This window comes from Staphylococcus simulans (assembly GCF_002902285.1).
Classification (GTDB): Bacteria; Bacillota; Bacilli; order Staphylococcales; family Staphylococcaceae; genus Staphylococcus; species Staphylococcus simulans.
In genome coordinates this window covers 1-26,085 of the sequence record NZ_PPRU01000033.1, presented here as the reverse complement: position 1 = coordinate 26,085, position 26,085 = coordinate 1, and the positions used below count along the sequence as shown (strand labels likewise).

Annotated in this window: 24 protein-coding genes; 18 read left to right on the top strand and 6 right to left on the bottom strand. The window is 36.7% G+C overall.

The window, feature by feature from the left end; all coding sequences use genetic code 11:
• Positions 1 to 529: 529 nt before the first annotated feature.
• Positions 530 to 3,979 (top strand): pyruvate carboxylase, encoded by a 3,450-nt coding sequence (locus CD112_RS08045; protein WP_103364121.1) that lies wholly within the window; start codon positions 530 to 532, stop codon positions 3,977 to 3,979.
• 151 nt (positions 3,980 to 4,130) lie between these two features.
• Here the strand turns inward: CD112_RS08045 and CD112_RS08040 are convergent, their stop codons facing one another.
• Entirely contained in the window at positions 4,131 to 5,057 is a 927-nt protein-coding gene (locus CD112_RS08040) for a COX15/CtaA family protein (RefSeq protein ID WP_057510365.1), read from the bottom strand.
• A 320-nt stretch (positions 5,058 to 5,377) separates the two neighbouring features.
• Between CD112_RS08040 and cyoE the strand changes: the two genes are divergently transcribed.
• From cyoE to CD112_RS08020, 4 genes are all read left to right on the top strand, one after another.
• Positions 5,378 to 6,289, top strand: coding sequence for a heme o synthase (cyoE, locus tag CD112_RS08035; protein WP_002480546.1), 912 nt, complete (start codon positions 5,378 to 5,380; stop codon positions 6,287 to 6,289).
• Between the two features lie 25 nt (positions 6,290 to 6,314).
• Entirely contained in the window at positions 6,315 to 6,776 is a 462-nt protein-coding gene (locus CD112_RS08030; protein WP_002480547.1) for a DUF420 domain-containing protein, read from the top strand.
• A gap of 125 nt (positions 6,777 to 6,901) precedes the next feature.
• Positions 6,902 to 7,942, top strand: a complete 1,041-nt coding sequence (locus CD112_RS08025) for a CAP domain-containing protein (protein WP_002480548.1) — start codon at positions 6,902 to 6,904, stop codon at positions 7,940 to 7,942.
• Between the two features lie 14 nt (positions 7,943 to 7,956).
• Positions 7,957 to 8,397: a YlbF/YmcA family competence regulator gene (locus CD112_RS08020; protein WP_070848777.1), complete on the top strand. Its 441-nt coding sequence runs from the start codon at positions 7,957 to 7,959 to the stop codon at positions 8,395 to 8,397.
• A 97-nt stretch (positions 8,398 to 8,494) separates the two neighbouring features.
• Here CD112_RS08020 and CD112_RS08015 read toward each other — a convergent pair whose 3' ends face one another.
• Entirely contained in the window at positions 8,495 to 9,421 is a 927-nt protein-coding gene (locus CD112_RS08015) for a lysophosphatidylglycerol phospholipase D (RefSeq protein WP_057510366.1), read from the bottom strand.
• A gap of 138 nt (positions 9,422 to 9,559) precedes the next feature.
• Here CD112_RS08015 and CD112_RS08010 point away from each other — a divergent pair, with 138 nt between their 5' ends.
• Complete coding sequence (locus tag CD112_RS08010; RefSeq protein ID WP_002480551.1) at positions 9,560 to 9,814, top strand: DUF2129 domain-containing protein; 255 nt, start codon at positions 9,560 to 9,562, stop codon at positions 9,812 to 9,814.
• 52 nt (positions 9,815 to 9,866) lie between these two features.
• Here the strand turns inward: CD112_RS08010 and CD112_RS08005 are convergent, their stop codons facing one another.
• Positions 9,867 to 10,256, bottom strand: a complete 390-nt coding sequence (locus tag CD112_RS08005) for a DUF7147 family protein (protein ID WP_002480552.1) — start codon at positions 10,254 to 10,256, stop codon at positions 9,867 to 9,869.
• 64 nt (positions 10,257 to 10,320) lie between these two features.
• On the opposite strand from CD112_RS08005, the gene rsmD reads away from it, so the two are divergent.
• Both rsmD and coaD read left to right on the top strand, forming a co-directional pair.
• Complete coding sequence (rsmD, locus tag CD112_RS08000) at positions 10,321 to 10,872, top strand: 16S rRNA (guanine(966)-N(2))-methyltransferase RsmD (RefSeq protein ID WP_002480553.1); 552 nt, start codon at positions 10,321 to 10,323, stop codon at positions 10,870 to 10,872.
• Positions 10,865 to 11,350 carry a pantetheine-phosphate adenylyltransferase gene (gene coaD / locus CD112_RS07995; protein ID WP_002480554.1) on the top strand — a complete coding sequence of 162 codons (486 nt, stop codon included), beginning with the start codon at positions 10,865 to 10,867 and terminating at the stop codon, positions 11,348 to 11,350. The genes rsmD and coaD overlap by 8 nt, the downstream gene beginning before the upstream one ends.
• Before the next feature lie 80 nt (positions 11,351 to 11,430).
• On the opposite strand, the gene CD112_RS07990 is transcribed toward coaD, so the two are convergent.
• A complete protein-coding gene (locus tag CD112_RS07990) occupies positions 11,431 to 12,381 on the bottom strand; it encodes an ornithine cyclodeaminase family protein (protein WP_057510368.1) in 951 nt (316 codons plus the stop codon).
• A gap of 14 nt (positions 12,382 to 12,395) precedes the next feature.
• Positions 12,396 to 13,538, bottom strand: a complete 1,143-nt coding sequence (locus CD112_RS07985; protein WP_103364120.1) for a nucleotidyltransferase — start codon at positions 13,536 to 13,538, stop codon at positions 12,396 to 12,398.
• 127 nt (positions 13,539 to 13,665) lie between these two features.
• Here CD112_RS07985 and CD112_RS07980 point away from each other — a divergent pair, with 127 nt between their 5' ends.
• The 5 genes from CD112_RS07980 to pheT all read left to right on the top strand — a co-directional run bounded on the left by CD112_RS07980 (position 13,666) and on the right by pheT (position 19,128).
• Positions 13,666 to 14,214 carry a YceD family protein gene (locus CD112_RS07980; RefSeq protein WP_002480557.1) on the top strand — a complete coding sequence of 183 codons (549 nt, stop codon included), beginning with the start codon at positions 13,666 to 13,668 and terminating at the stop codon, positions 14,212 to 14,214.
• 91 nt (positions 14,215 to 14,305) lie between these two features.
• Positions 14,306 to 14,479, top strand: a complete 174-nt coding sequence (rpmF, locus tag CD112_RS07970; RefSeq protein WP_002480558.1) for a 50S ribosomal protein L32 — start codon at positions 14,306 to 14,308, stop codon at positions 14,477 to 14,479.
• A 103-nt stretch (positions 14,480 to 14,582) separates the two neighbouring features.
• On the top strand, positions 14,583 to 15,329 hold the full coding sequence (locus CD112_RS07965; RefSeq protein WP_103364119.1) for a TrmH family RNA methyltransferase: 747 nt from the start codon (positions 14,583 to 14,585) through the stop codon (positions 15,327 to 15,329).
• Between the two features lie 335 nt (positions 15,330 to 15,664).
• Positions 15,665 to 16,723, top strand: coding sequence for a phenylalanine--tRNA ligase subunit alpha (gene pheS / locus CD112_RS07960; RefSeq protein ID WP_002480560.1), 1,059 nt, complete (start codon positions 15,665 to 15,667; stop codon positions 16,721 to 16,723).
• Complete coding sequence (pheT, locus tag CD112_RS07955; RefSeq protein WP_103364118.1) at positions 16,723 to 19,128, top strand: phenylalanine--tRNA ligase subunit beta; 2,406 nt, start codon at positions 16,723 to 16,725, stop codon at positions 19,126 to 19,128. The genes pheS and pheT overlap by 1 nt, the downstream gene beginning before the upstream one ends.
• Before the next feature lie 118 nt (positions 19,129 to 19,246).
• Here pheT and rnhC read toward each other — a convergent pair whose 3' ends face one another.
• On the bottom strand, positions 19,247 to 20,200 hold the full coding sequence (gene rnhC, locus CD112_RS07950; RefSeq protein WP_103364117.1) for a ribonuclease HIII: 954 nt from the start codon (positions 20,198 to 20,200) through the stop codon (positions 19,247 to 19,249).
• A gap of 270 nt (positions 20,201 to 20,470) precedes the next feature.
• Between rnhC and zapA the strand changes: the two genes are divergently transcribed.
• The 5 genes from zapA to trxA all read left to right on the top strand — a co-directional run bounded on the left by zapA (position 20,471) and on the right by trxA (position 25,898).
• Positions 20,471 to 20,737, top strand: coding sequence for a cell division protein ZapA (gene zapA / locus CD112_RS07945; RefSeq protein ID WP_002480563.1), 267 nt, complete (start codon positions 20,471 to 20,473; stop codon positions 20,735 to 20,737).
• A gap of 9 nt (positions 20,738 to 20,746) precedes the next feature.
• Positions 20,747 to 21,268, top strand: coding sequence for a CvpA family protein (locus CD112_RS07940; protein WP_060803920.1), 522 nt, complete (start codon positions 20,747 to 20,749; stop codon positions 21,266 to 21,268).
• Between the two features lie 117 nt (positions 21,269 to 21,385).
• Positions 21,386 to 23,098: a DNA polymerase/3'-5' exonuclease PolX gene (gene polX, locus CD112_RS07935; RefSeq protein WP_103364122.1), complete on the top strand. Its 1,713-nt coding sequence runs from the start codon at positions 21,386 to 21,388 to the stop codon at positions 23,096 to 23,098.
• A gap of 10 nt (positions 23,099 to 23,108) precedes the next feature.
• Positions 23,109 to 25,457 carry an endonuclease MutS2 gene (locus tag CD112_RS07930; protein ID WP_070626674.1) on the top strand — a complete coding sequence of 783 codons (2,349 nt, stop codon included), beginning with the start codon at positions 23,109 to 23,111 and terminating at the stop codon, positions 25,455 to 25,457.
• A 126-nt stretch (positions 25,458 to 25,583) separates the two neighbouring features.
• Positions 25,584 to 25,898 (top strand): thioredoxin, encoded by a 315-nt coding sequence (gene trxA / locus CD112_RS07925; RefSeq protein ID WP_002480567.1) that lies wholly within the window; start codon positions 25,584 to 25,586, stop codon positions 25,896 to 25,898.
• Positions 25,899 to 26,085 lie beyond the last annotated feature (187 nt).

The window sequence follows — 26,085 nt, the reverse complement described above, 5'->3', positions numbered from 1 at the left end:
AAAAGTATCTATGTGGCTTACATAAGAGTCCGTGAGGACTTCTATTATAAAGATTTTTATACATATTTTCGAAAATTTCATAAAAAAAACAAACTACCGTTACACTTTTTCAAGTTATAACGGTAGTTTGTCTACGGTCTGAGACTGAGCGTAAGCACGTTCAGTCTTTTTTTATGTCGATTGAAAGATTTTTAAAAAGACAAACGTTTTTTATTGACGAGTAAGAAATGTTAAGAATAATGGTTAAGCTAAAATGATTGCTTTCAGAAATAAGTATAAATAAAGTTTATGATGTGTTATAAGAAAATATGATATAATACGGATATGCTTCTATATGTCTTATCTATACTAGCACTGTCTAACATGCTTTGGTGGCGTGTTTATAAGTTGCTGAAACAGTATAGTTTGGCTTGAAGTTTACATATCAGAACAGATACATCTACTAACATTAATGTTCGTGTTTTGGTATACTATTATCTACAACAAAGGTTTAGAAAATTCTAATAATTGATTTTTGGGGGGTGATCACTTGAAGAAGATTAATAAGTTAATGGTAGCAAACCGCGGTGAAATCGCAATTCGTATTTTCCGTGCAGCCACTGAATTAGACATTACAACAGTCGCAATTTATTCAAATGAAGACAAAGGTTCGTTACATAGAAACAAAGCTGATGAATCTTATTTAGTCGGAGAGGATTTAGGTCCTGCTGACAGTTATTTAAATATTGAACGTATTATTGAAGTTGCGAAGAATGCGAATGTTGATGCGATTCATCCAGGTTACGGATTCTTAAGTGAAAATGAAACCTTCGCAAAACGCTGTGAAGAAGAAGGTATTATCTTTATCGGCCCTAAACTTAAACATTTAGATATGTTTGGTGATAAAGTGAAAGCCCGTGCCACAGCAATTGAAGCTGGTTTACCAGTTATTCCGGGTACAGATGGTCCGATTGAGGATTATCATAAAGCTGCAGATTTTGCGAAAGAAGCAGGTTACCCATTGATGATTAAAGCCACTAGCGGTGGCGGCGGTAAAGGTATGCGTATTGTGAATGAGGAGTCTGAACTTGAAGAAGCCTTTACACGTGCGAAATCTGAAGCGCAAAAATCTTTTGGTAACAGTGAAGTTTATATTGAAAAATACATTAATGAACCAAAACATATAGAAGTTCAAATCATGGGTGATGAACACGGTAATATTGTTCACCTTTATGAAAGAGATTGTTCTGTACAACGTCGTCACCAAAAAGTTGTTGAAGTTGCGCCATCAGTAGGTATGGATGAAGGTTTACGTCAACGTATTTGTGACGCAGCATTACAATTAATGAACAATGTGGGCTATGTCAACGCAGGTACAGTTGAGTTCTTAGTATCTGGCGATGAGTTCTTCTTTATTGAAGTTAACCCACGTGTACAAGTAGAACATACAATCACTGAAATGATTACAGGTATCGATATTGTGAAAACACAAATTCTTGTAGCAGATGGCGAATCGTTATTTGACGATGAAATCGGTATTCCACACCAAGATGAAATTCATACATTAGGGTATGCGATTCAATGTCGTATCACAACTGAAGATCCGACAAATGACTTTATGCCGGATACTGGCCACATTATCGCTTATCGTTCTAGTGGTGGTTTCGGTGTACGTTTAGATGCTGGTGATGGATTCCAAGGTGCTGAAATTTCACCATACTATGACTCATTATTAGTGAAATTGTCTACACATGCGTTAACGTTTAAACAAACGATTGAAAAAATGGATCGATCTTTACGTGAGATGCGTATTCGTGGTGTGAAAACGAATATTCCATTCTTAATTAACGTGATTCGCAATAAACAATTCCAAGAAGGCGACTATACAACTAAATTCATCGAAGAAACACCTGAGTTGTTTGAAATTAATCCAACACAAGACCGTGGTACTAAAACATTAGAATACATTGGTAATGTGACAATCAACGGCTTCCCAAGTGTTGAAAAACGTCAAAAGCCTGATTTTGAACGTCCACATGTAGACCGTGTACCAAGATCAGAAATCAAACAATTAAGAGGTACAAAACAACTCTTAGATGAACAAGGTCCTAAAGCTGTAGCGGACTGGTTATTAAAACAAGAAGATGTGTTGATTACAGATACAACATTCCGTGATGCGCATCAATCCTTACTTGCGACACGTGTGCGTACGAAAGATATGTTAGCTATCGCATCACAAACAGCGGAAATCTTACAAGATGCATTCTCACTTGAAATGTGGGGCGGTGCGACATTTGACGTTGCTTATAACTTCTTGAAAGAAAATCCATGGGAACGTCTAGAACAAATGCGTAAAGCCATTCCTAACATTTTATTCCAAATGTTATTACGTGCATCAAACGCAGTAGGTTATAAAAACTATCCTGATAATGTGATTAAGAAATTCGTAAAAGAAAGTGCTGAAGCTGGCGTAGATGTCTTCCGTATTTTCGACTCGTTGAACTGGTTAGACCAAATGAAAGTAGCGAATGAAGCGGTTCAAGAAGCGGGTAAAATCTCTGAAGGTACAATTTGTTATACAGGGGATATTTTAGATCCGCAACGCTCTAATATTTACACATTAGAATACTATGTGAATCTTGCGAAGGAATTGGAAAAAGAAGGATTCCATATTCTTGCGATTAAAGACATGGCAGGTTTATTAAAACCTAAAGCTGCTTTTGAATTAATAGGAGAATTAAAAGCTGCAGTTGATTTACCAATCCACTTGCATACACATGATACAAGCGGTAACGGTATTTTAACGTATAAACAAGCTGCAGATGCAGGTGTAGACGTCATTGATACAGCAGTATCATCTATGAGTGGTTTAACAAGTCAACCAAGTGCGAACTCATTGTACTATGCTTTAAATGGCTTTGGTCGTGATGCACGTACAGATATCAATGGTCTTGAACGTTTAGGTCAATATTGGGATACAGTACGTCATTACTATAGTGACTTCGAAAGTGATTTCAAATCACCGAACACAGAAATTTACCAATATGAAATGCCTGGCGGTCAATACTCAAACTTAAACCAACAAGCGAAAAGTTTAGGCTTAGGCAATAGATTCCATGAAGTTAAAGATATGTATCGTCGCGTAAACTTCTTATTTGGAGATATTGTTAAAGTAACACCATCTTCAAAAGTAGTTGGAGATATGGCGTTATACATGGTACAAAATGATTTAACAGAAGAAGATGTCTTAAAAGACGGTTACAAACTCGACTTCCCTGAATCAGTGGTCTCATTCTTCAAAGGTGAAATCGGTCAACCAACAGACGGCTTCAATAAAGAACTTCAAAAAGTTGTGTTGAAAGGTCAAAAACCATTAACAGAGCGTCCAGGTGAATACCTTGAAGATATCGACTTTAAAGCGTTACGTGAAGAACTTCAAGCGAAACAAGAAAAACCTATCACTGAACAAGATTTAATCAGTTATGCGATTTATCCTAAAGTTTATGAACAATACATCGCTACGAAAGAACAATTCGGTAATGTGTCATTATTAGATACACCGACATTCTTCTTCGGTATGCGTACGGGTGAAACAGTTGAAGTGGAAATCGATAAAGGTAAAACGTTGATTATCACATTAGAAGCAATTACTGAACCAGATGATAAAGGTGTCAGAACAATCTTCTTCATCATGAACGGTCAAACACGTCAAATTAAAATTCAAGATGAAAATGTGAAAACGAATGCGACAGTAAAACCAAAAGCAGACAAAGCTAACCCTAACCATATCGGTGCACAAATGCCTGGTACAGTGTCAGAAGTTAAAGTTGCAGTGGGTGATCACGTAGAAAGCGGACAAGCACTCTTGATTACTGAAGCAATGAAAATGGAAACAACAGTACAAGCACCATTCAACGGTACAGTAAAACAAGTTACTGTCACAAATGGTGAAGGTATTCAAACAGGCGACTTATTAGTGGAATTAGAAAAAGATGAATAATCGTTAAAATATGCCGGAAGCTGAAACTCCCTTCAGTTTCCGGTATTTCTATTCTTGAGAAGCCTATTTATAGTAAAAGTGATTAAGAAGTTTGGATAAAGCAACAAAAAATAACCGCTGAACAGTGATGTCTGTTCAACGGTTATTTGTATTAATAAGCGTTATTTTTAACTTTTTCAACACGTTTTGTACGCAGCATCAATAAGATGAAGTAGGCGATTAAACCGAATTCAAATGTGATAATTAATGCGTGTAGTAAAGCGATGAATAAATTCACGCTTGTGAAGATTGATAAAGCACCTGTGATAATTTGCAGTACGATTAAAAGTAATGCTGCTGTGTAACCGTATCGGATGGTACGGTTTTCGTGATAGTGTCTGATTGCATAGTTAAATGCAAGGAACACACTGATTGTAGCGATAAGTGCTAATAATCTATGCATGAATTGTACCCAGTCTTGTTCTGTATGTGGAATCAAGTCTGCGAATGGTAATGGCCATGAACCATAAGATAATGATGAATCTGTATGACGTACTAAAGCACCTGTGTAAATGCCGACATATAAACAAATCGCCATTGTCCAAGTATAGATTCTAAGTTTAGGATCTATGTGTACTTTGTTCGCTTCGTATTTTTTATCTACATCGAAGATGATTAATGTCAATACGAAAACAGATGAGAAGCTGATTAATGAGATACCAAAGTGCAATGCAAGCACGTAATCATTTTGTTGCCAAAGCACTGCTGCAGCTCCGACTAATGCTTGGATAAGCAAGAAACCGACACTGATAATTGCCAGTGGTTTAACTTCTTTGATATACCCGATATTCTTCCAAGCTGTAATGACCAACCATAATACAACGATTAATGATAAAGCAGATGTTGCTCTGTGACTGAGCTCGATAATTGTACTAATAGGTAAGTTTTGCGGTAATAAAGCACCATGACATAACGGCCATGATGATCCGCAACCATCGGCTGAACCTGTTTTTGTTACAAGTGCGCCACCTAATTGAACCCATGCCATAATAACTGTTGCGAGAACAGCTAACCATCTAAGGTTACGTTTTTTAAACAATTTAAAACACCCCACTGATTAATTGACATAGATAAAGGCAGAGGAAAGGAGGGATTTGTACGAACAAGTATGTAAGACGAATCCGAATTCCATGCCTCAAGCCTATTTGTCATTTGATAAATTGTAAATATTTATAAACATTATATCAATAATGGCTATAAATTTTAATAGCATGTGGATTGAAAATGTGTCACAAAAACGACGATTTTTTGAAAATTAGTGTTGTCGCTAAAGTGTCACAAATTTGTCTTATTTAGCCTAGTCAACTATTACTTTTTGCTATATCATTGTATTATATGAATATTTTAAGGAGGGGCATTATGGATAAAGGACATACTTTGTCGCAAGCTTCTGGTCGTGTAACCCTTAAAGAACTGAAAGCAATTATTAAAATGGGGCTCGTTCAAGGGAACTTAATTCCTGCCTTCACAGGGGCATGGCTAGCGATTGTATTAACGAATCACTCCTTCCTATCATCTATACCGCAAATTCTGTTGATGATGATCGGTTCAACGCTCATCATGGGGGGCGCATGTGCACTCAATAACTATTATGACCAAGATATTGACAGCATTATGCCAAGCAAACAGTCAAGACCGACAGTCAATAACAGAATTTCAAATAAAAATTTATTGATTTTAAGTTTCGGAATGATGGTTCTAGGAGAAATCTTATTATTTATCCTAAATATACCATCAGGTGTCATTGGTTTAATGGGCATTATAGGCTACGTGTCATTTTATTCAATTTGGTCTAAACGCCACACAACTTGGAATACTGTTATCGGGAGCTTCCCAGGTGCAGTACCGCCTTTAATCGGCTGGACAGCAATTGAAGGCCAACTAAGCTTAACAGCAATTGCGTTATTCTTAGTGGTATTTTGTTGGCAACCGATTCATTTCTATGCCTTAGCTATTAAACGTCAAGACGAATATGCTTTAGCTAAAGTTCCTATGTTACCATCTGTTAGAGGTTTTAACCGTACACGTGTAGGTATGCTTTTATGGTTAGTCGCATTATTACCTTTACCATTATTATTTACAAATTTAGGTACGGTATTCGTTGTATTGGCAACACTTCTGAACTTAGGTTGGATGTATCTTGGCTTAACAAGCTTCAAGAAGAACTTCAATCAAAAGAAATGGGCTACGTTAATGTTTGTTTACTCACTAAACTATTTAGTGCTATTCTTTGCATTAGCAGTCGTAATTTCTTTAATCAATATGATTTAAATAAATTGAAGATAGGATGAGATTTATGAGTCTACCTATATTGCCGACGATAAGTACAAGCTGTATTCAAATTTGTGCGGCGTTAGTTATTGTTGGATGGTACTTGATTAAAAAACGTAAAATTGAAGCGCATAAGAAAGTAATGTTGACTGCAGCATTCTTCGCATTAACATTCTTTATCATTTATGCAAGTAGAACATTCTTTATCGGGAACACTGCTTTCGGTGGACCTGCATGGTTAAAAGGATATTACCATTTCTTCTTGATTTTCCACATCGCGTTATCAACGGTGGGTGGATTAATGGGATTATTCCAAATCATCACAGCGTTTAAAGACAAATTTAATCTTCACCGCAAGGTTGGACCTTGGGCAGCGATTATTTGGATTTTTACAGCGTTCACAGGTATTATCGTGTACATCTTGTTATATGTTATGTACCCAGGTGGAGAAACAACTTCATTATTTAAAGCAACTTTCGGCTTTTAAAATGTAAAACATCGACTGATGACGTTATCTGTTGTCAGTCGATGTTTTTACATAAAGACTATCCTTGCGAGTGTGCGTGTGAAACGTGTACAATGATAATTACTTAACATTGAGGTGGGCGGAGAATGAGGAATTTAATTATTAAAGTTATAGGCGTCTTGCTTCTCATAACTTTTCTTATCTATTTATTTTATTCGCCACGGCTGAAATTTGATGTGTTGGAAAATCCAAACAAGAAATCGTCGACAAAAATTGAACAAACACAGAAAAAAGGGCCGGAGACTGAAAATCCAAAACCTAAGTCAGGAATTGGAACATGGGTCAACAATGACATCAGCGGTTTGACGAAGAAATTCGGTCAAGCTGATCGTGTCTATGCATACGCAAATGACTATAAAAACTATGTCTTCAGAGCACAAAATCAATATTATATTGTGACGGCTAAGAATAATATCATTAAATCAGTCTATGCGACAGGAACGAAGGCGGATATTGAACCTATCAATATCTCTGAAGATGCTTCGAGTATTTTTGAAAACACGAGTATTAACCCAGAACCCCGTATTAAAGCTAACGGTAAGTCTTATGATATAGAACTTTCTGATGAAGATATGAAAACACAAATGCTGATAAAATATGGTGATGTGTATGCGCAAGTGTATATCGACCAACAAACCAATAAAGTGGTTGGTGTAAGATTCCTTGATGCTAATGCACTTGTTATGTTTAATCCATATCAAATGACACAAACATCAAATGAAAAAACTGTTAAAAATCAACATAAAGATGTCCCATACGAACAAAACGTCAACCAGTTAATGACGCTTTATGAAGTTACCAATCAAATCAGAAGCTTGAAGGGGCTTAAACCGTTCAAAGTAAATAATGATTTGAGTCACATCGCTTCAGTAAACTTATACGAAAGTACAAATAACAAAAATGTTGAATTTACTGAAGGTGCTTTGAAACAACAACTAGATGATCGTAATATAAAATTTGAAGCCGTAGGACAAAACGTTGGTTATGACTTTAATGACGTACCGACACTCTTGCATAGCTGGTTGAATTCAGACATTCACCGTTCTCGTTTATTGAATACACAATATACTGAAATGGGCGGAGATGTCATGGACGGCTACTATACATTAATATTTATTGGAGACTGATGGAAGGTGACAATATGATTAATTCTGAAATCATTGAGGTTTTAGATGGTGTAGATGAAGTCAGTGAAATGATTTTAAACTCAGAGATTTACCAAGAATATATAGCAGCACGTCAAGCAATGAACGAAGATGAAGCAGCACAAACGCATTATCAAACGTTTATGAAATATAAAGAACGTTATGATGAAGTGATGCGTTTTGGTAAATATCATCCAGATTATCAAACAGTGACACGTGCAACGCGTAAAAGTAAACGAGCGTATGACATGGTTCCATCTGTGATGGCGTATAAACAAAAAGAAACTGAACTTCAAAATTTAGTGGATGAAGTCATCACAATTATCGCAACTTCTATTTCAGATAATGTGAAAATTGAAGTAGGGAACCCATTCTTTAGAACAGATATGCATGGATGCAGTACAGGCGGAACATGCCAATGCCAAATCCACGCTTAATATAAAACAAAGCAACACCCGCTACATAAGCTATAAAGCCGATGGTAGCGGGTGTTGCTTTGTTTATTAATTATTATAATTTGAGTGATCAGTCATATTAATGTTGAGCTTGGTTTTGACGATATTGGAATGCAAGGTCAGGTCTGTCAGTGACAATAGTATGTGTGCCTTTGTTAAATAGGTCACTCATTAAATCAATACTGTTGACACCGTAATAACCTGGAACGATATTACGAGAATTCAACCAATTGATTAATCGTTTTGAAGTAAGTGGCACACCATGATAACTTGTCGGCATTTGGAAAGTGTTGGCTTGCGCTTCAAACATATTGCCTAAGCCGCTGAAGAATTTAACGATACCTACAGTGACTTCTTCTTGGCTTGCGCCTACCGCAACTGTTCCTAATGCTAATTCAGAAAATCTAGCAATTTGTTCCTGATAGAAACTCGTCACTAATACGCGATCTTGTGCGTTATGACGTACGATAGATTTGTATAATAGTTCTGGTGCAATCGTACCTTCATAAGAGTCTGGACTATCTTTTAAATCCACATTAATGAGCATATCAGGATATAATTCTAACAATTGATCAAATGTCAGGATTTTCGCATCTGGGTGGTCACGATAAGGCGTCTCTTTATTGATGTCTTTAAAATGATAACCTGCATCCAGCTTTTGCAGTTCATCTAAGCGGTGCTCACGTACTTTGCCTGAACCGTTGGTAGTACGGTCGACTGTGGCATCATGAAAGACAATCAATTGTTCATCACTTGTGACACGTACATCTGTTTCGAAACCATCCACTTCGTAAGATGCCGCTGTATCAAATGCGAGTTTTGTTTGTTCCGGACGTAAAGCCATGCCGCCGCGATGGGCGAAGATATAATGGGGCTTACGTGTAAAGAATGCTGGGATAGGTTGAGGTTCTGGTTGTCCTTTTAATTTTGACAAAAAGATAAGTCCGCTGAATATACCGGCAGCACCTGCTACACTGTTTCTAATAAGTCTACTTATTTTTACCATGAAATTTCCTCCTCGTAGTTTATGAAGCTAACCAAAAGTGATATCTAAGAAGCGTGAATGCTTAGTGATACAGGGGTTTGGTTATTTCAAATTTAGTTCAGTCGTGATACTATAGATTAAAGTAATGGAGTGATCAAAATGACAGAAATCATACCAAGAACCAGTTTAATTATATACCTTAAACATATGAAGCATGAACGTCATATTAGAAAATACGGTCATATTGTCAATAGTAATCGTAATCGCAAATATGTCATCATGTATATCAATGAAAATGATGCCGATCATATTGTCAACCGACTCATGAAATTAAAGTATGTGCGTCACATTGAAGGTTCTCCTTATAAATATTTAAAGAAAACGTATGAAAAAGAAAAATACGAAATCAATTAATAGTTACACTACTGTATCAACCAATATAACCCTTATGATATGACATTAAACGTTATTGTAATGGCGGTATCCAATGATATAAGCGTAAGACACCGACTAAATAGTTGAAATAGAGTTCTAAATCATGAAACTCGTCTGAAGATTTAACATCTAATTCGTTTAACGGTAATTGATAATCTTCAGCGAAGCCGCGAATCATTGCTGACTTTTTATTATCCTCTGGATGAGGGTAAGGAAAAGCATTCAACATGATATACATGGCTTGGAAGTAATTGCCTTCAGTTGGATTCATGATAATCGCTGCAGAACTTAAACCTTTGTCTGAACTTGGACTGTTAAAGAACACAATGCGATTAATGCGTTCATGATTATATTGAATAAGTGTTTTGAACTCAAATAAATCGGTGAGTCCTTCACCGAGTACAATAAAAGATTGTTTCATTTTGGGAATAGCCTCCTTATTACCCAAATTATATTATAGAACAAGAGGGGAAGTGAAGTATTAGATGAGAGTGATATCAGGCCAACATAAAAGTAAACCTCTAGAAAGTCTGCAAGGGCGTAATACACGTCCGACAACAGATAAAGTAAAAGAAAGTATCTTTAATACCTTGCATGATGTATCAGGTATCGGTTTGGATTTGTTTGCGGGAAGCGGTGCTTTAGGTATAGAAGCATTGTCTCGTGGTATGGACGAAATGATTTTTGTAGATCAAAATTTTAAAGCAGTCAAAGTAATCAAAGCAAACTTAAACAGCTTAGATTTGATGAAACAAGCAGAAGTCTATAAAAATAATGCTGACCGTGCCTTGAAAGCGTTAGCTAAACGAGACATTCAATTTGATTTAATCTTCTTAGACCCGCCTTATGATAAAGGATTAATTGATAAAGCATTAGCACAAATCGAAGAGTTTAATTTATTGAAGAAAAGTGGTATCATCGTTTGTGAGTTTAACCATAAAGAAAACATTGATACGCACTCTTTTGAAGTGATTAAACGTTATCATTATGGCTTAACGGATACTATGTTATTAGAAAAAGGAGAACATGATGGCTGAAACAAAAGCAGTAATACCAGGTAGTTTCGATCCAATTACATATGGGCATTTGGATATTATTGAACGTGTGGCACACCGTTTTGATGAAATCCACATCTGTGTATTGAAAAACCGTAATAAGTCAGGGACTTTTACTGTGGAAGAACGCATCGCTTTAATTGAAGAATCTGTCGCAAATATCCCGAACGTACAAGTGCACCAATTCAATGGTTTACTTGTAGATTTTTGTGATAAAATCGGCGCAAAAACAATCATTCGAGGATTACGTGCAGTCAGCGACTTTGAATACGAATTGCGTTTAACATCTATGAACAAGAAGTTGAATAGTGATGTCGAAACATTATATATGATGACAAGCACGAACTATTCATTCATCAGTTCTAGTGTAGTTAAAGAAGTAGCGCAATATAAAGCGGATATTTCTGAGTTTGTACCGCCTCCTGTAGAAAAAGCATTAAAAGAAAAATTCGGAAACTAATAAAACACGTTTCAACGTCTATTTGTATCATACAAAAGGTGTTGAAACGTGTTTTTTATTTGATATTAAATGTTTTGTAGTTATTGATTTAACTTTTCATAAGCACCGATGGCAACAGCTAAATCAAAGTAAGCTGCACCAACACATTTAAAGACAGTGATGGCGTCATTATTTTTACGATATAGAGTCCCTTGTTGTGAAAGTGTTTTGAGTTCATCATTGATTTCTTCGAAAGTGAAAGTTTTATTTTCATTCGCTTCAATCAATTCTCCTGACTCTTCTTTAGCCCCTTCAAGATCATCTACAACGACACTTTCTGCTTGCGTGAAAATATTTGCATCTAGTTCTTTCATATCCGGTTGGTAAGAGCCAATACCGTTGATATGTGTTCCTGGCTGCACATCTTCAGCGTTAAAGACAGGCTGCGTGGAAGGTGTTTGGCAGTTGATAATATCTGCTTGTTTGACCAGTTTTGATACATCTTCTAATACTTGAACATTTAAATCTGGATAATCTTTTAAAATACGTGTTTTAAAGTCTTGTGCTTTTTCTGTTGTACGGTTGTAAAGCAAGACTGTATTGATAGGGCGGACCTCGATATTACCTAAGAATTGTTCGTAAGCCATACCACCTGTACCAATCATACCTAATGTTGTCGCATCTTCACGGCTCATATATTTAGTCGCAATACCGCTCAGTGCACCAGTTCTCAATCTAGTCAGGTAACTGCCATCTAACATCGCCTTCGTTTCACCGTTTTTTAGATTAGTAATCACGATTTGTGCTTGTGTAGTAGGTAGTTGCTGTTTTGGATTCTCTGGTGTGATAGATGTAATTTTGATTGTGCCGAGTTGTTTGGCTAAGTCAACACAAGGCATGTATAACATAGATTTTGCACCATCACCTGTAGGAATCACCGTGCGTGGTGCAGTTTTGATTTGGTTCAACTTATTGAAACTTTCTTCAATCGCTGTAATCGCATCTTTCATATGATAACGTTCTTTTACTTCCGATTCTGAATAAACTTGCATGTTGATTTACCCCCTTATTGTGACTGTACCCTAATTACAGGTGTATTGAAATCATCAGCGGTTTGACCAGACAGTGCATTATAAATTTCAGTTGCTTTGATTTCTGGTTCAAAATGACTTGCGGTCGCTTTATTAACGTTTGTAATAAAGTGACGATCTGGAAAATCTTTCTTCAATTGTTTTAAGTACGCTTGTCCTTTTTCATTCATACCTAAGATGCGTACAGCGTCAATTTCATTTTGTTTATTTGCTTGTTTAAAGTTTAACAAGCAGTTCATTAACATACGCTGAATACGGGTATACGTATAGCGCTTAGTTTTAAGCAGCTGCATCAATTGATTGAAGTTGTGTGCAGATTGGATTTTTTCTTTTAAACGATACTCAAACCCTTCACTAACCGTATGCATCTCACGTAGTTCTTCAAGAGAGGCGCGTAATAATGTAAATTTCAGATAAGAGAACACTTCATCTAACGTTAATTGCGGTGATGTATACAAGTGTTTAACTGATGATGGAACTACTGTTTCAAAGCTTGCATCATTGTTTTTGAGCGCCTTTCTGATTGCGCTGCCGCTTGCGAAAGTTTGGTTGTCTATGGTTTGGTTATGATGGTTCGTTTGGTGTCGTTGTAATGTCAAAGGTGTGATGTGTGCTGCATAGTGTTGAATAGCTTGTACATAAGAGAGACCTAAGATATTATTAGGTGTCTGCAGTAAAGCAGGTTCATCTAATAATTCATGGATGATTCTAGGGTAACTTTTCCCTTCGTGCAGCTTTGTTTGAAATTCTGGATGTTCTTCGATATGGTTGAGTTGCATGGCAACATGTTCGAAATCTTTGATGCTGCCGGATTCACTTCCGAACACGAGTGCATCACAATTAAGATAGTCAGCAACTTTGACACCCATTTCTGCGAAGTATTCTCCAGCAGATAACGCTGCATAAGCAGGAAGCTCAACGACAAGGTCGCAAGCAGAGAGTGCCAATTGTGTGCGTAAAAATTTGTTGTAGATTGCGGGTTCTCCGCGCATCACAAATTGACCGCTCATAATAGCTACAGTGATATCTGCATCAGCGATTTGACGTGCTTGTTCTGCATGGTAGACATGCCCGTTATGGAAGGGGTTATACTCTGTAATCAGTGCAGCGCATTTCATTTGCAATCCGTCCTTTCAGAATTCATTATGATTATTGTATCAAAAAGTCAAGATGTTAAGAAAAAATCTTGACAACTTAACGCTAGAAAGTTAAAATAAATTTTGTGCTTGTTAGAGGTGAAGCCATATGAAATGGTCAATAACGCAATTAAGAAAATATCAAGGTCAGCCTTTTGAATTTGATCAAACAGTAAATTATAATCATTTAATTGATAAATTAGGACTTATAGATTTATCTGATATCCGAGTGAAGGGCAAACTTGATGTCAAATCAAATGAAGTTGTCGCTGATATCCACTTAACTGGTGCGTACACGATGGAAGATGCGCGTACATTAAAACCGGTTGAAGTGCCGATTGATGTGGAAACAACAGAAATATTTGATTTAGAAGGTCATGAGTTTAGTGATAGTGAAGAAGATGATGAACATTATCATCTTGCTACAAACGGAATGATTGATTTACGTGATATCGCAGAAGAGCTTGTCATCATAGAAAAGCCTATCCGAGCAGTGGCTGAAGACAGCAGTTTAGAAGACATGCTGCAGAGCGGTCAAGGTTGGGAAGTTATTGACGAAGACGAATTAGAAGAAAGTGAACAAGCAGAAGAAATCTCTTCTAAGAAAGTCGATCCAAGGCTTCAAAAATTGCAACAATTTTATGATGAAAAGCAATAGAAGTTGATGTACAATAGATAGTATTGTTATTAACATCTTAATCGCACAGTAACAAAGATTTTTGTGTTTGAAATTTAAGGAGGATTAAATCATGGCAGTACCAAAAAGAAGAACATCTAAAACTAGAAAAAATAAACGTCGTACTCACTTTAAATTATCAGTACCAGGTATGACTGAATGCCCTAACTGTGGTGAATACAAATTATCTCACCGCGTTTGTAAAAACTGTGGTTCTTACAACGGTGAAGAAGTCGTTTCAAAATAATTGATGAATAATGAGACCCATCGTATATAACGGTAGGTCTCATTTTTGTTTATGAGAAGCAACATGATAAAATAAGGAAAAATCGTAAATGAGGTAACCGACTATGGAACAAATTACGTCACCGCAAAATACGAAGGTGAAACAAGCGAATAAATTAAAGAAGAAAAAAGAACGAGATAAAACAGGACTGTTGTTGGTAGAAGGGACACATTTGATTGAAGAAGCGGTTCAAAGCCAATTATCAGTAAAACAACTTTTTGTCGTTGAACCTGAACGCTTTGATGCACAATTAATTGAAGCTGCTGAAGAAGCGTTCCATATAAACTTCAAAGTAGCAGAAAGTTTGTCAGGAACTGTGACACCTCAAGGTATCTTTGCGGTCATTGAAAAACCAGAGGTTGCTTCACATATCGCAGAGGCTAAACAAGTATTACTGCTTGATCGCATTCAAGATCCAGGTAATCTTGGTACGTTGATTCGTACAGCTGATGCAGCTGCGTTGGATTTGATTGTCTTGGCACCAGGAACAGCCGACGCGTATCAAGATAAAGTATTACGCTCAAGCCAAGGCAGTGTCTTCCATTTACCGATTGTCACTCAGCCGATTGAGGAATTTATTAATCAATTTGATGGGCCGGTATACGGCACTACATTAGAAAATGCGGTGAATTTTAATGAAGAGGATGCACAATCATCTTTTGCGTTATTGCTTGGTAACGAAGGTCAAGGTGTCGATCCAGCATTATTAAGTCACACGACGAAACGTTTAACAATTCCGATGTACGGGGCTGCTGAAAGTCTGAATGTAGCGATTGCAGGCAGTATCTTAATCTATAAATTAAAAGGTTGACCGGTCGGAAGGGATTACTTATAATTAAATGTGATTCAGAGTTTGAGCAGATGACTCAAACAGATAAATTAATACTTTGCCTATAAAAAGACGTAAATTATCAGAAGCAGACTGTTTAGGGAGAATAACCGTGACTGAAAGTTATTCCAGAATGCGATAATTTTTTTCACCTTTTTGGCAACTTAAAGAAATTTAAGTCGGTTCATCACCGTTATCTATGATAAATCAAGTGTATGCGTATGCATAAATTTGGGTGGTACCACGGAAGACTTCGTCCCATATCTCAGGGATAGAAGTCTTTTTTTTATTGGCAATATTATTTAGGAGGGGCAGATATGATTCAAACTGAAGAAATGAATCAGCTGAAATCAGAAGCTTTGGCCGATGTGTCACAAGCGTCAGATGAGAAAGCGTTACAAGATGTTAAAGTTAAATACTTAGGTAAAAAAGGTTCTGTTTCAGGTTTAATGAAACAAATGAAAGATTTATCAAATGAAGAAAAACCAAAATTCGGACAAGCAGTCAATGAAGTACGCCAAGCGATTGAACAAGCAATTGCTGAACGTAAAAAAGTGCTTGAACAAGAACGTTTAAATAAACAATTAGAAGAAGAAACAATTGATGTGACTTTACCAAGTCGCCAAATCAAACAAGGTGCAGCACACCCATTAACACGTACGATTCAAGAAATTGAAGATTTATTCTTAGGTTTAGGTTATGAAATTGTGAATGGTTATGAAGTAGAACAAGATTACTATAACTTCGAAGCATTAAACTTACCGAAATCACACCCAGCACGTGATATGCAAGATACATTCTATATCACAGAAGAAACGTTAATGCGTACACATACCTCACCTGTACAAGCACGTACACTTGAGAAACGTAACGGCCAAGGACCAGTTAAAATTATTTGTCCTGGTAAAGTATATCGTCGTGACTCAGATGATGCGACACACAGTCACCAATTCACACAAATTGAAGGCTTAGTTGTGGCAGAAAATATTAAAATGAGTGACTTGAAAGGTACGCTTGAACTTGTGGCGAAAAAATTATTCGGTGAAGAACGTGAAATCCGTTTGCGTCCAAGTTACTTCCCATTCACTGAACCTTCAGTAGAAGTCGATGTGTCTTGCTTCAAATGTGGCGGTAAAGGCTGTAACGTATGTAAAGGTTCAGGTTGGATTGAAATCTTAGGTGCCGGAATGGTGCATCCGAATGTTTTAGAAATGGCTGGTTTCGATTCTTCTAAATACACTGGATTCGCATTCGGTATGGGTCCTGACCGTATCGCAATGTTGAAATACGGTATTGAAGATATTCGTTACTTCTATACAAATGATGTCCGTTTCTTAGATCAATTCAAAGCTGTTGAAGATAGAGGTGAAGCATAATGTTTGTATCAAAAGAATGGTTAGAATCTTTAGTTGCGGTTAATGAACCGATTCAATCATTAGCTGAACGTATCACACGTACAGGGATTGAAGTCGATGACATCATTGATTACACAGCTGAAATTAAAAAATTAGTCGTAGGTTATGTGGAAAGTAAAACACAACATCCGAACGCAGATAAATTGAATATTTGTAAAGTGGATATCGGTGAAGAAGAACCCGTACAAATCGTATGTGGTGCACCTAACGTTGATGCTGGACAATATGTGATTGTCGCAACTGTTGGCGGTCGTTTACCAGGCGGCGTTAAAATTAAACGTGCGAAATTACGTGGTGAAGTTTCTGAAGGTATGATTTGTTCACTTCAAGAAATCGGCGTTCAAAGCAACGTGGTACCTAAAGCATTTGAAGAAGGAATTTATAACTTCCCGAATGAAGTTAAACCAGGTACTGATGCATTAGAAGCATTATACTTAAATGATCAAGTAATGGAATTCGACTTAACACCGAACCGTGCGGATGCATTAAGTATGGTAGGTGCTGCCTATGAAACATCAGCACTTTATGGTGCACCGTTAACATTACCAGAAACACAACCTGACACGACTGAAACTTCAGCATCTGAAGAAATTTCAGTAACAGTTGAAAATCCAGATAAAACACCTTATTACAGTGCACGTGTCGTTAAAAACGTTAAAATCGGCCCATCTCCAATGTGGATGCAAGCACGATTAATGAAAGCCGGTATTCGTCCGATTAATAATGTTGTAGATATTTCAAACTATGTGTTATTAGAATACGGCCAACCACTTCATATGTTTGACCAAGATCATATCGGGTCTGACAAAATTGTCGTGCGCCAAGCGCAAGAAGGCGAAAAAATGACAACGTTAGATGATACAGAACGTGAATTATTAGCGTCAGATATCGTTATCACAAACGGCAAAGAACCGATTGCGCTTGGTGGTGTGATGGGTGGAGACTTCTCTGAAGTTACTGAACAAACACAAAATGTCGTGGTTGAAGGTGCAATTTTCGATCCTGTCAGCATTCGTCATACATCACGTCGTCTTAACTTACGTAGTGAATCTTCAAGCCGATTCGAAAAAGGAATTGCGACTGAATTTGTAGACCAAGCTGTAGACCGTGCATGTTACTTATTAGAACATTACGCACAAGGTGAAGTATTATCAGATCGCGTCGCATCAGGTGACTTAGGCGAATTTATTACACCGATTGAAATTACAGTTGATAAAATTAATAATACAATCGGTTCAGAAATGACAGTTGAAGCGATTGTGAAATCATTAAGTCAACTTGGTTTCAAAACTGAAAATAATGAAGGTAACTTAACAGTCTATGTTCCTTCACGTCGTAGAGATGTCAAAATCAAAGAAGACTTAATCGAAGAAGTGGCACGTATTTATGGTTATGATGAAATTCCATCAACATTACCAGTCTTCGAACAAGTTACAAGCGGTCAATTGACAGACCGTCAATCAAAAACACGTATTTTAAAACGTACATTAGAAGGTGCAGGTTTAAGTGAAGCAATTACGTATTCATTAGTAGACCGTGCACGTGGTAAAGCATTCTCAGTGAGTGACAAACCAAACATTGAATTGTTAATGCCGATGAGTGAAGCACACGCAGTATTACGTCAAAGTTTATTACCACATTTAATTGATGCGGTGGCTTATAATGTGGCACGTAAAAACACAAATGTATTCTTATATGAAATCGGTCGCGTCTTTTTTGCGAATGGCAAAGGTGAATTACCAGATGAGGTTGAATACTTAAGTGGTATTTTAACTGGTGAATATAGCAGCAACCAATGGCAAGGTAAAAAAGAATTAACAGATTTCTATCTTGCGAAAGGTGTCTTAGATGCAGTTGCGGAAAAATTAGATGTTACATTTGATTACGAGGCAACGCAAATGGATGGTTTACATCCAGGACGTACGGCAAATGTTTTATTAAATGGCGAAGTCATCGGCTTTATCGGTGAATTACACCCGCAATTAGCTGAAGAAAATGATCTAAAACAACGTACGTATGTCTTTGAATTAAACTACGATAAATTGATGAATGTTTCTGTGGGTTACATCAATTATGAACAAATCCCTAAATATCCTGGTGTAACGAGAGATATCGCATTAGAAGTAGATACAACAGTGTCAGCTGCTGAACTTATTAGCACAATCAAAGCACATGGCGGTAAAATCTTACAAAATGCGCAAGTTTTTGATGTCTATGAAGGCGAACATATGGAAGCTGGTAAGAAATCAGTTGCGATCCGTATCTCTTATTTAGATACAGAAAATACGTTAACAGACGAACAAGTGACAGCGGTTCATGATGAAATCGTGAATGCGTTAACTGCAGAAGGTGCAGTGATTCGTTAATTCGGTTCATTTGAAGAAAATGAAATATAAAAAACAAGCTCTTTCTACACAAATCATGTGTGGAAGGAGCTTGTTTCATTTTATTTATATATAAAGTGTAAGCAATCTGTTAAGGTGATTAGTTGTTTAATTGTTTTTTACGATAAAGGTCTAAGGCTTTGTCTCTATTTTTAAAGTCAGCTTTTGATATAGAGTCTAATGTCTCTGTACCGTATTGATCAATTAAACGAGCCGCAAATAAATCTACTCTTTGACTTGCCCCTTTTGGAATCGTTTGGTTTATTTTTTTGCCCATATGCTCCATATGTTTCACGAAAGCATAACGGGAAAGGATACTTGCGGCTGCGATGGCTAAAGATTTGGATTCACCTTTTGTTTCGAAACAAGTTTTGTCTGGATAAGGCATAGCTGTCAGTGCGTAATTTTGATAAACACCGCGTACCGCAAATTGGTCAATTACAATATAGTCTAAAGGGAAGTTTTGTGCTTCGATACGGTCTACCACGTTTTCAATGGCATGATTATGCAAGACCGCTTTCATTTTAACTTGTGACCAGCCGAGTTGTTTTTGTTCATTATATCTTTTGTTATCTAATGTTTGTAGTGAGTGGGGAAGGAATGTCACTAATTGCTCAGCTAATTTAACAATTTTATCATCTGATAATTTTTTAGAATCATCGACACCTAATGTTTTTAATACTTCGACATGTTCTTTTGACACATAAGCCGCACAAACAGTAAGCGGACCGAAATAGTCGCCGCTGCCTGCTTCATCACTGCCGATACAGTTGGATGTATTAAATGGATAATCACTGGAATTGATGATTGTTGTTTTCTTCTTCTTTAAGGGTGCTTTAGACGTTTGGACAGCATTACCTAGTAATTGTTGTGAAACTGCTTCTGCTTGAGTGCCTTGAAACATGACTTTGTCGGAATTATAAATATGAATTGTTGTACCTTGATATTTTGCGCGTGCGCGTGAGCCTTTGGGAAGATTCGTTGTGTCTGCGTTGATTTTGCTAAGTAATTGTTGAATTTGTTCTTCTGTTAATTTTAATACGACGTTCGCCATAGGGATGCTCCTTACTTGTAGTAGTATTCTTATTTTACTATAGGTGCCTGTCGCAATAAAAGGTTATATATTACAGTCTGTTTACATAACATTGGCAAAAAGCGTACACTACTTACATAATAAATGGCACTCGTGTATAATGGTTCGTGATGAATAAATAGAATGGTTTTCAACAAATCAGTGTGAAAATCAGTTACGATTAATATAAGAGATACACTCATCAGTTGTCGTGGTGAATGAGTGAAAATAAGCAAGATTGGAGTTATCAAATTGGGCGAATTTAAAAATAGAATCAATGTTACGATTAATAACAAAAATTATACAATAGTCGGCGAAGATAATCCTGAGCATATACGTTATGTTGCGCATCTAGTAGATGAAAAAATTCAAGAATTAGGTCGTAAGAGTGCGGGGTTAGATACCACACGTAAAGCAGTATTAACTGCGGTTAACATTATGCATGAAAAGGTGTTATTAGAAGAAGAAAACCGTCGTTTGACACAAGAGTTGAATCGTTTAAAGCATGACGAACAGTAGGGTCTGCCTATGCTGCTAAATTTCTTCATCTTTTTTGTCTTTATTTTGATTGCCGCTATGGGGTTTCGCAGAGGATTTTGGTGGAGTCTGCTTCATTTTATAAGTACGGTCGCTGCGTTTATCTTTGCGGCATTATGGTACGCACCGATTGCGAAGCAGTTAGAATTATATGTTCCGTTTCCTAAAACGAAAGCAGCACAAACACATTATTTTATACAATATGATGATATTCATCTGCGCTTTGAAAATATTGTCGCGTTTATCATGATATTTCTAATCAGCAAGTTTATTTTATACCTTATTTTATCTGCGTTTGATAAAATAATGGTAACACAACCTATATCTATCTTGAATCGAAGTTTCGGTGTACTGCTTAGCTTGATCAGCTCTGTGGTCATTGTCTTGCTCGTATTATACTTGTGCAGCTTATATCCGAGCTTTTCGATTCAGCAGCAATTTGCACAATCGATTATCGCAAATTTGATACTCTTTCATACCCCATATCTGTCATTATTTGTGATGGCATTATAATTCAATGAATACAAAGACTAAACAAAGAGGAGGCTGACACATTCGCCAATCTGTTACAGATATACGAATGCCATCAAGTTCCTCTTTTTAATTGGAGTGAATAAAGTGAGTCAACATATTACAAAGAAAGATGTTGTGCGTTTATTAGAGAAGATTGCCACTTACATGGAGTTAAAAGGTGAAAATACATTCAAAGTGTCTGCTTATCGTAAAGCAGCGCAAAGTTTAGAAACAGATGAACGTACGATGGATGAAATTGAAGATGTCACAAAGCTTAAAAACATCGGTAAAGGTGTTGGCGAAGTTATCAATGAATATTTAGCAGTAGGTGAATCTGAAACACTTAAAGCATTAGAAGAAGAAGTGCCTGAGGGTTTAGTGCCATTATTGAAGATTCCAGGTCTTGGCAGTAAAAAGATTCATAAACTTTATAAAGAGCTTGGCATTACGAATAAAGAAGAGCTTGCACGTGCCTGTGAAAATAAAGAAGTCAGTGCGTTAAGTGGTTTCGGTAAAAAGACTGAAGAAAATATCTTAGCGGGTGTCAAAGCGCTAAGTGCACGTAAAGAACGTTATCCTATCAACTTATTGATTAAATTGAATCAAGAAATTGAAGAATATTTAGAGACGATTGATGCGTTAGAACAATATCATGTTGCAGGCAGTTTCCGCAGAGTGAAGGAAATGAGTAAAGATTTAGACTATATAATGAGTACAAATGATCCTGAGACTGTGCAACAAGCCTTATTAAAGGTGCCGCATAAAGTCAAAGATGTGGCAGTAGGATTAACGAAAGTATCGGTAGAAGTTGAATTTGAAGGTGAAACAATTGAAATCGACTTCAGAATTGTTGAACCAAGCGCATATTATCATACGCTGCAACATTTTACTGGCTCAAAAGATCATAATATCCGTATTCGTCAACTTGCGAAAGCACGCGGTGAAAAAGTCAGTGAATATGGCATTGAACAGCCAGATGGTTCTTTACTGCAATTAGACAGTGAAGCAGCTATCTATGAACATTTCGGACATGAATGGATTGCGCCGCCAATGCGTGTAGACGGCAGTGAATTTGACCGAGACTTATCTAATATTGTGACTTTAGATGATATTAAAGGCGATGTGCACATGCATACAACCATGAGTGACGGTGCCTTTAGTTTGCGTGAAATGATTGAAGCTAATATTCAAAAAGGTTATGAATATATGGTTATTACAGATCATTCACGTAGTTTACGTGTAGCACATGGTTTAGAAATTGAGCGTTTATTACGTCAAAATGAAGAAATTAAAGCGATGAATGAGGAATATGATGAAATTGATATTTACTCTGGAACTGAAATGGATATTTTAGCAGATGGTACATTAGATTATCCAGATGAGATATTAGCCCAGCTTGATTATGTTATCGCATCGATTCATCAAAGCTTTAATCAAACGGAAGAACAAATTATGCATCGCTTAGAACAAGCATGCCGTAATCCTTATGTGCGTCATATTGCACATCCAACAGGACGTATTATCGGTCGCCGTGACGGCTATAAAGTTAATATGGATCGATTATTCGAGATAGCGAAAGAAACAGGCACCATTTTAGAAATCAATGCGAATCCATTACGTTTAGATTTAAGTGCAGAAGCGTTACGTCATCATCAAGATATTATGGTAACCATCAATACGGATGCACACCATATCGATAACTTAGAGTTGATGAAATATGGTATCGCGACAGCGCAAAAAGCTTTTATTGATAAATCACGTGTGTTGAACACTATGAGCAGAGAAGATTTCAAATCATTTATAAAAAATAATAAAAAGCTAAAGAAATAGAGGGATGTCAGTGAGACAGAAGACATTAGATGTGCTTGATTTCGATAAAATCAAAGCACTTGTAGAAAAAGAAGCTGTCAGTGACTTAGGACGAGAAAAAGCAGCGTCAATGTCACCAGCTTCTGATTATCAAACTGTTGTTCATCAAATAGATGAAACAGACGAAATATCTCAAATTTATAATAAGCATCGTTTACCGAGTTTGAGTGGTTTATCTAAAGTGTCACCGCTTATTCATCGTGCGAAAATCGGCAGTATGTTGAACGTACGTGAGTTGAACCAGATTAAGCGTTTAATTCAAGTTCAAAATCAATATAAAACATTCTACAGTCAACTCTTAGAAGAAGAGGAAGCTATCAATTATCCGATTTTAGATGAGCGTATGACTCAATTGCCGATTCTTTCGGATTTGTATCAAGAAATTAAACAAAAATGTGATGCTTATGATTTATTTGATGATGCAAGCTATGAACTTCAAAGTATCAGAAGTCGCATTCATAGTACTTCACAACGTATTAAACAAAACTTAGACCGTGTGGTTAAAAGTCAATCGAACCAAAAGAAATTATCAGATTCGATTATTACAGTCAGAAATGATAGACATGTAATTCCAGTAAAAGCGGAATATCGTCAAGATTTCAATGGTATCGTTCATGACCAATCATCTTCAGGTCAAACGTTATATATTGAACCTTCTGCTGTGGTAGAAATGAATAACAAAATCAGCCGACTCCGTAATGATGAGAAAGCAGAAGTCGAACGTATTTTGACGGAGTTGACGTTAGAAGTTGCTGGTGAAGCGGATGCTTGTTTAATTGCAGAGTCTGTAATGGGACAAATCGACTTCTTAACTGCGAAAGCACGATACGGCAGTTCTATTAAAGGTACGAAACCTGAATTTACAGAAGAACGTAAGGTGTATTTACCAAAAGCATTCCATCCATTATTAGATCCAAAAACGGTCGTTGCGAATACTATTGAATTTGTAGATGGCATTCAAACTGTGATTATTACGGGTCCGAATACTGGCGGTAAAACTGTCACATTGAAAACGTTAGGTTTAATCATCGTGATGGCACAATCAGGTTTATTAATTCCAACATTAGACGGTAGTAAACTCGGTGTCTTTGATAATGTTTATTGTGATATCGGTGATGAACAATCGATTGAACAATCATTATCAACGTTCTCTTCTCATATGAAGAATATTGTAGAGATTTTAAAACATGCAGATCACAACAGTGTGATTCTCTTTGACGAACTTGGTGCTGGTACAGACCCAAGTGAAGGGGCAGCACTCGCAATGAGTATTTTAGATAATGTACAAAAACGCGGTGCATTAGTGATGGCTACGACACACTATCCTGAATTAAAAGCGTATAGTTATAACCGTGATGGTGTCATGAATGCCAGTGTGGAATTCGATGTGAATACGCTCAGCCCAACGTATAAATTATTAATGGGTGTGCCTGGACGTTCAAATGCCTTTGAAATTTCAAGTAAACTCGGTTTAAACGGCAAAATTATTCGTGATGCGAAAGCGATGATTGGACAAGATGAGCAAGAAATCAATAATATGATTGCTTCACTAGAGAAGAATACGAAACGTGTAGATAATCAACGTATTGAATTAGAACAATTATTACGAGAAGCACAAGATTTACACCGTCAATTGAGTCAGAAATATGATCAATATCAAAATTACGAAAAACAATTGATGGATGAAGCGAAAACGAAAGCCAATCAACGTGTTAAAGCTGCGACAAAAGAAGCAGAAGAAATTATTTCAGATTTACGTCAGTTAAGAGATGAGAAAAACGCTGATGTGAAAGAGCACGAGTTGATTGAAAAACGTAAACACTTAGATGAGCAATATGAAGCAACTGACCTTAAACAAAATGTGAAGAAGAAAAAATGGGATGAGATTAAAGCTGGCGATGAAGTCAAAGTCTTAACCTATGGTCAAAAAGGTGAAGTGCTTGAAATCTTGGATGATGAAGAAGCAGTGGTTCAAATGGGCATCATTAAAATGAAATTACCGATTGCCGACTTAGAGAAGAAACAAAAGACACAAGAACCACAAACGAAAATGGTATCACGTTCGAACCGTTCTCCAGTGAAAATGGAGTTAGACTTAAGAGGTTATCGTTATGATGAAGCGGTAACAGCTTTAGATCAGTACCTAGATCAAGCCATGCTCAGCAACTACGAGAATGTTTATATTATTCACGGGAAGGGAACAGGAGCATTGCAGAAGGCAGTGCAACAACATTTGAAACGACATAAAAATATTGCCTCTTACCGCACGGGTACACCAAGTGAAGGTGGCTTCGGTGTAACAGTTGCGACGTTGAAATAATACGATTATGAAAATAATATGAAGAAATATAAAAAAGAATGTGGTTATGAGCAAAGCCGATGCAATTACAAATCGTATCTGATATACTTTGTTCATCATTAAAATTCCTAAGGAGGAACGATATTTATGGCATTAATTAAAGTTACTGATTCAGACTTTAATGAACAAGTTCAAAATGGTGTTAAATTAGTAGATTTCTGGGCAACTTGGTGTGGACCTTGTAAAATGATCGCACCTGTATTAGAAGAATTAGCTCAAGATTTCGACGGTAAAGCTGACATCTTAAAATTAGATGTTGACGAAAATCCTAACACTGCAGCTAAATTCGAAGTAATGAGTATCCCAACTCTAATCGTTTTCAAAGATGGAGAACCTGTTGATAAAGTTGTAGGTTTCCAACCTAAAGAAAACTTAGCTGAAGTATTAAACAAACACCTATAATTTTAAAATAATGCCGAGTTTCGGCGATTATGGTTGAAACTTCACGTTAAATATCGAATCAATCATTACAATAATGCGAGACCAGAATATAGTGTTCTGGTCTCAGACCGTAGACAAACTACCGTTATAACTTGAAAAAGTGTAACGGTAGTTTGTTTTTTTTATGAAATTTTCGAAAATATGTATA

Bases quoted from the DNA above. Each gene is read 5' to 3' on its own strand.
- CD112_RS08020 (WP_070848777.1), top strand. From the start codon at position 7,957: ATGATTAATTCTGAAATCATTGAGGTTTTAGATGGTGTAGATGAAGTC.
- rpmF (WP_002480558.1), top strand. From the start codon at position 14,306: ATGGCAGTACCAAAAAGAAGAACATCTAAAACTAGAAAAAATAAACGT.
- CD112_RS07990 (WP_057510368.1), bottom strand. From the start codon at position 12,381: ATGCAAGTTTATTCAGAATCGGAAGTAAAAGAACGTTATCATATGAAA.
- CD112_RS08030 (WP_002480547.1), top strand. From the start codon at position 6,315: ATGAGTCTACCTATATTGCCGACGATAAGTACAAGCTGTATTCAAATT.
- rsmD (WP_002480553.1), top strand. From the start codon at position 10,321: ATGAGAGTGATATCAGGCCAACATAAAAGTAAACCTCTAGAAAGTCTG.
- pheT (WP_103364118.1), top strand. From the start codon at position 16,723: ATGTTTGTATCAAAAGAATGGTTAGAATCTTTAGTTGCGGTTAATGAA.
- CD112_RS07985 (WP_103364120.1), bottom strand. From the start codon at position 13,538: ATGAAATGCGCTGCACTGATTACAGAGTATAACCCCTTCCATAACGGG.
- coaD (WP_002480554.1), top strand. From the start codon at position 10,865: ATGGCTGAAACAAAAGCAGTAATACCAGGTAGTTTCGATCCAATTACA.
- cyoE (WP_002480546.1), top strand. From the start codon at position 5,378: ATGGATAAAGGACATACTTTGTCGCAAGCTTCTGGTCGTGTAACCCTT.
- rnhC (WP_103364117.1), bottom strand. From the start codon at position 20,200: ATGGCGAACGTCGTATTAAAATTAACAGAAGAACAAATTCAACAATTA.
- pheS (WP_002480560.1), top strand. From the start codon at position 15,665: ATGATTCAAACTGAAGAAATGAATCAGCTGAAATCAGAAGCTTTGGCC.
- CD112_RS08010 (WP_002480551.1), top strand. From the start codon at position 9,560: ATGACAGAAATCATACCAAGAACCAGTTTAATTATATACCTTAAACAT.
- CD112_RS08005 (WP_002480552.1), bottom strand. From the start codon at position 10,256: ATGAAACAATCTTTTATTGTACTCGGTGAAGGACTCACCGATTTATTT.
- CD112_RS08025 (WP_002480548.1), top strand. From the start codon at position 6,902: ATGAGGAATTTAATTATTAAAGTTATAGGCGTCTTGCTTCTCATAACT.
- CD112_RS07965 (WP_103364119.1), top strand. From the start codon at position 14,583: ATGGAACAAATTACGTCACCGCAAAATACGAAGGTGAAACAAGCGAAT.
- CD112_RS07980 (WP_002480557.1), top strand. From the start codon at position 13,666: ATGAAATGGTCAATAACGCAATTAAGAAAATATCAAGGTCAGCCTTTT.
- CD112_RS07940 (WP_060803920.1), top strand. From the start codon at position 20,747: ATGCTGCTAAATTTCTTCATCTTTTTTGTCTTTATTTTGATTGCCGCT.
- trxA (WP_002480567.1), top strand. From the start codon at position 25,584: ATGGCATTAATTAAAGTTACTGATTCAGACTTTAATGAACAAGTTCAA.
- CD112_RS08015 (WP_057510366.1), bottom strand. From the start codon at position 9,421: ATGGTAAAAATAAGTAGACTTATTAGAAACAGTGTAGCAGGTGCTGCC.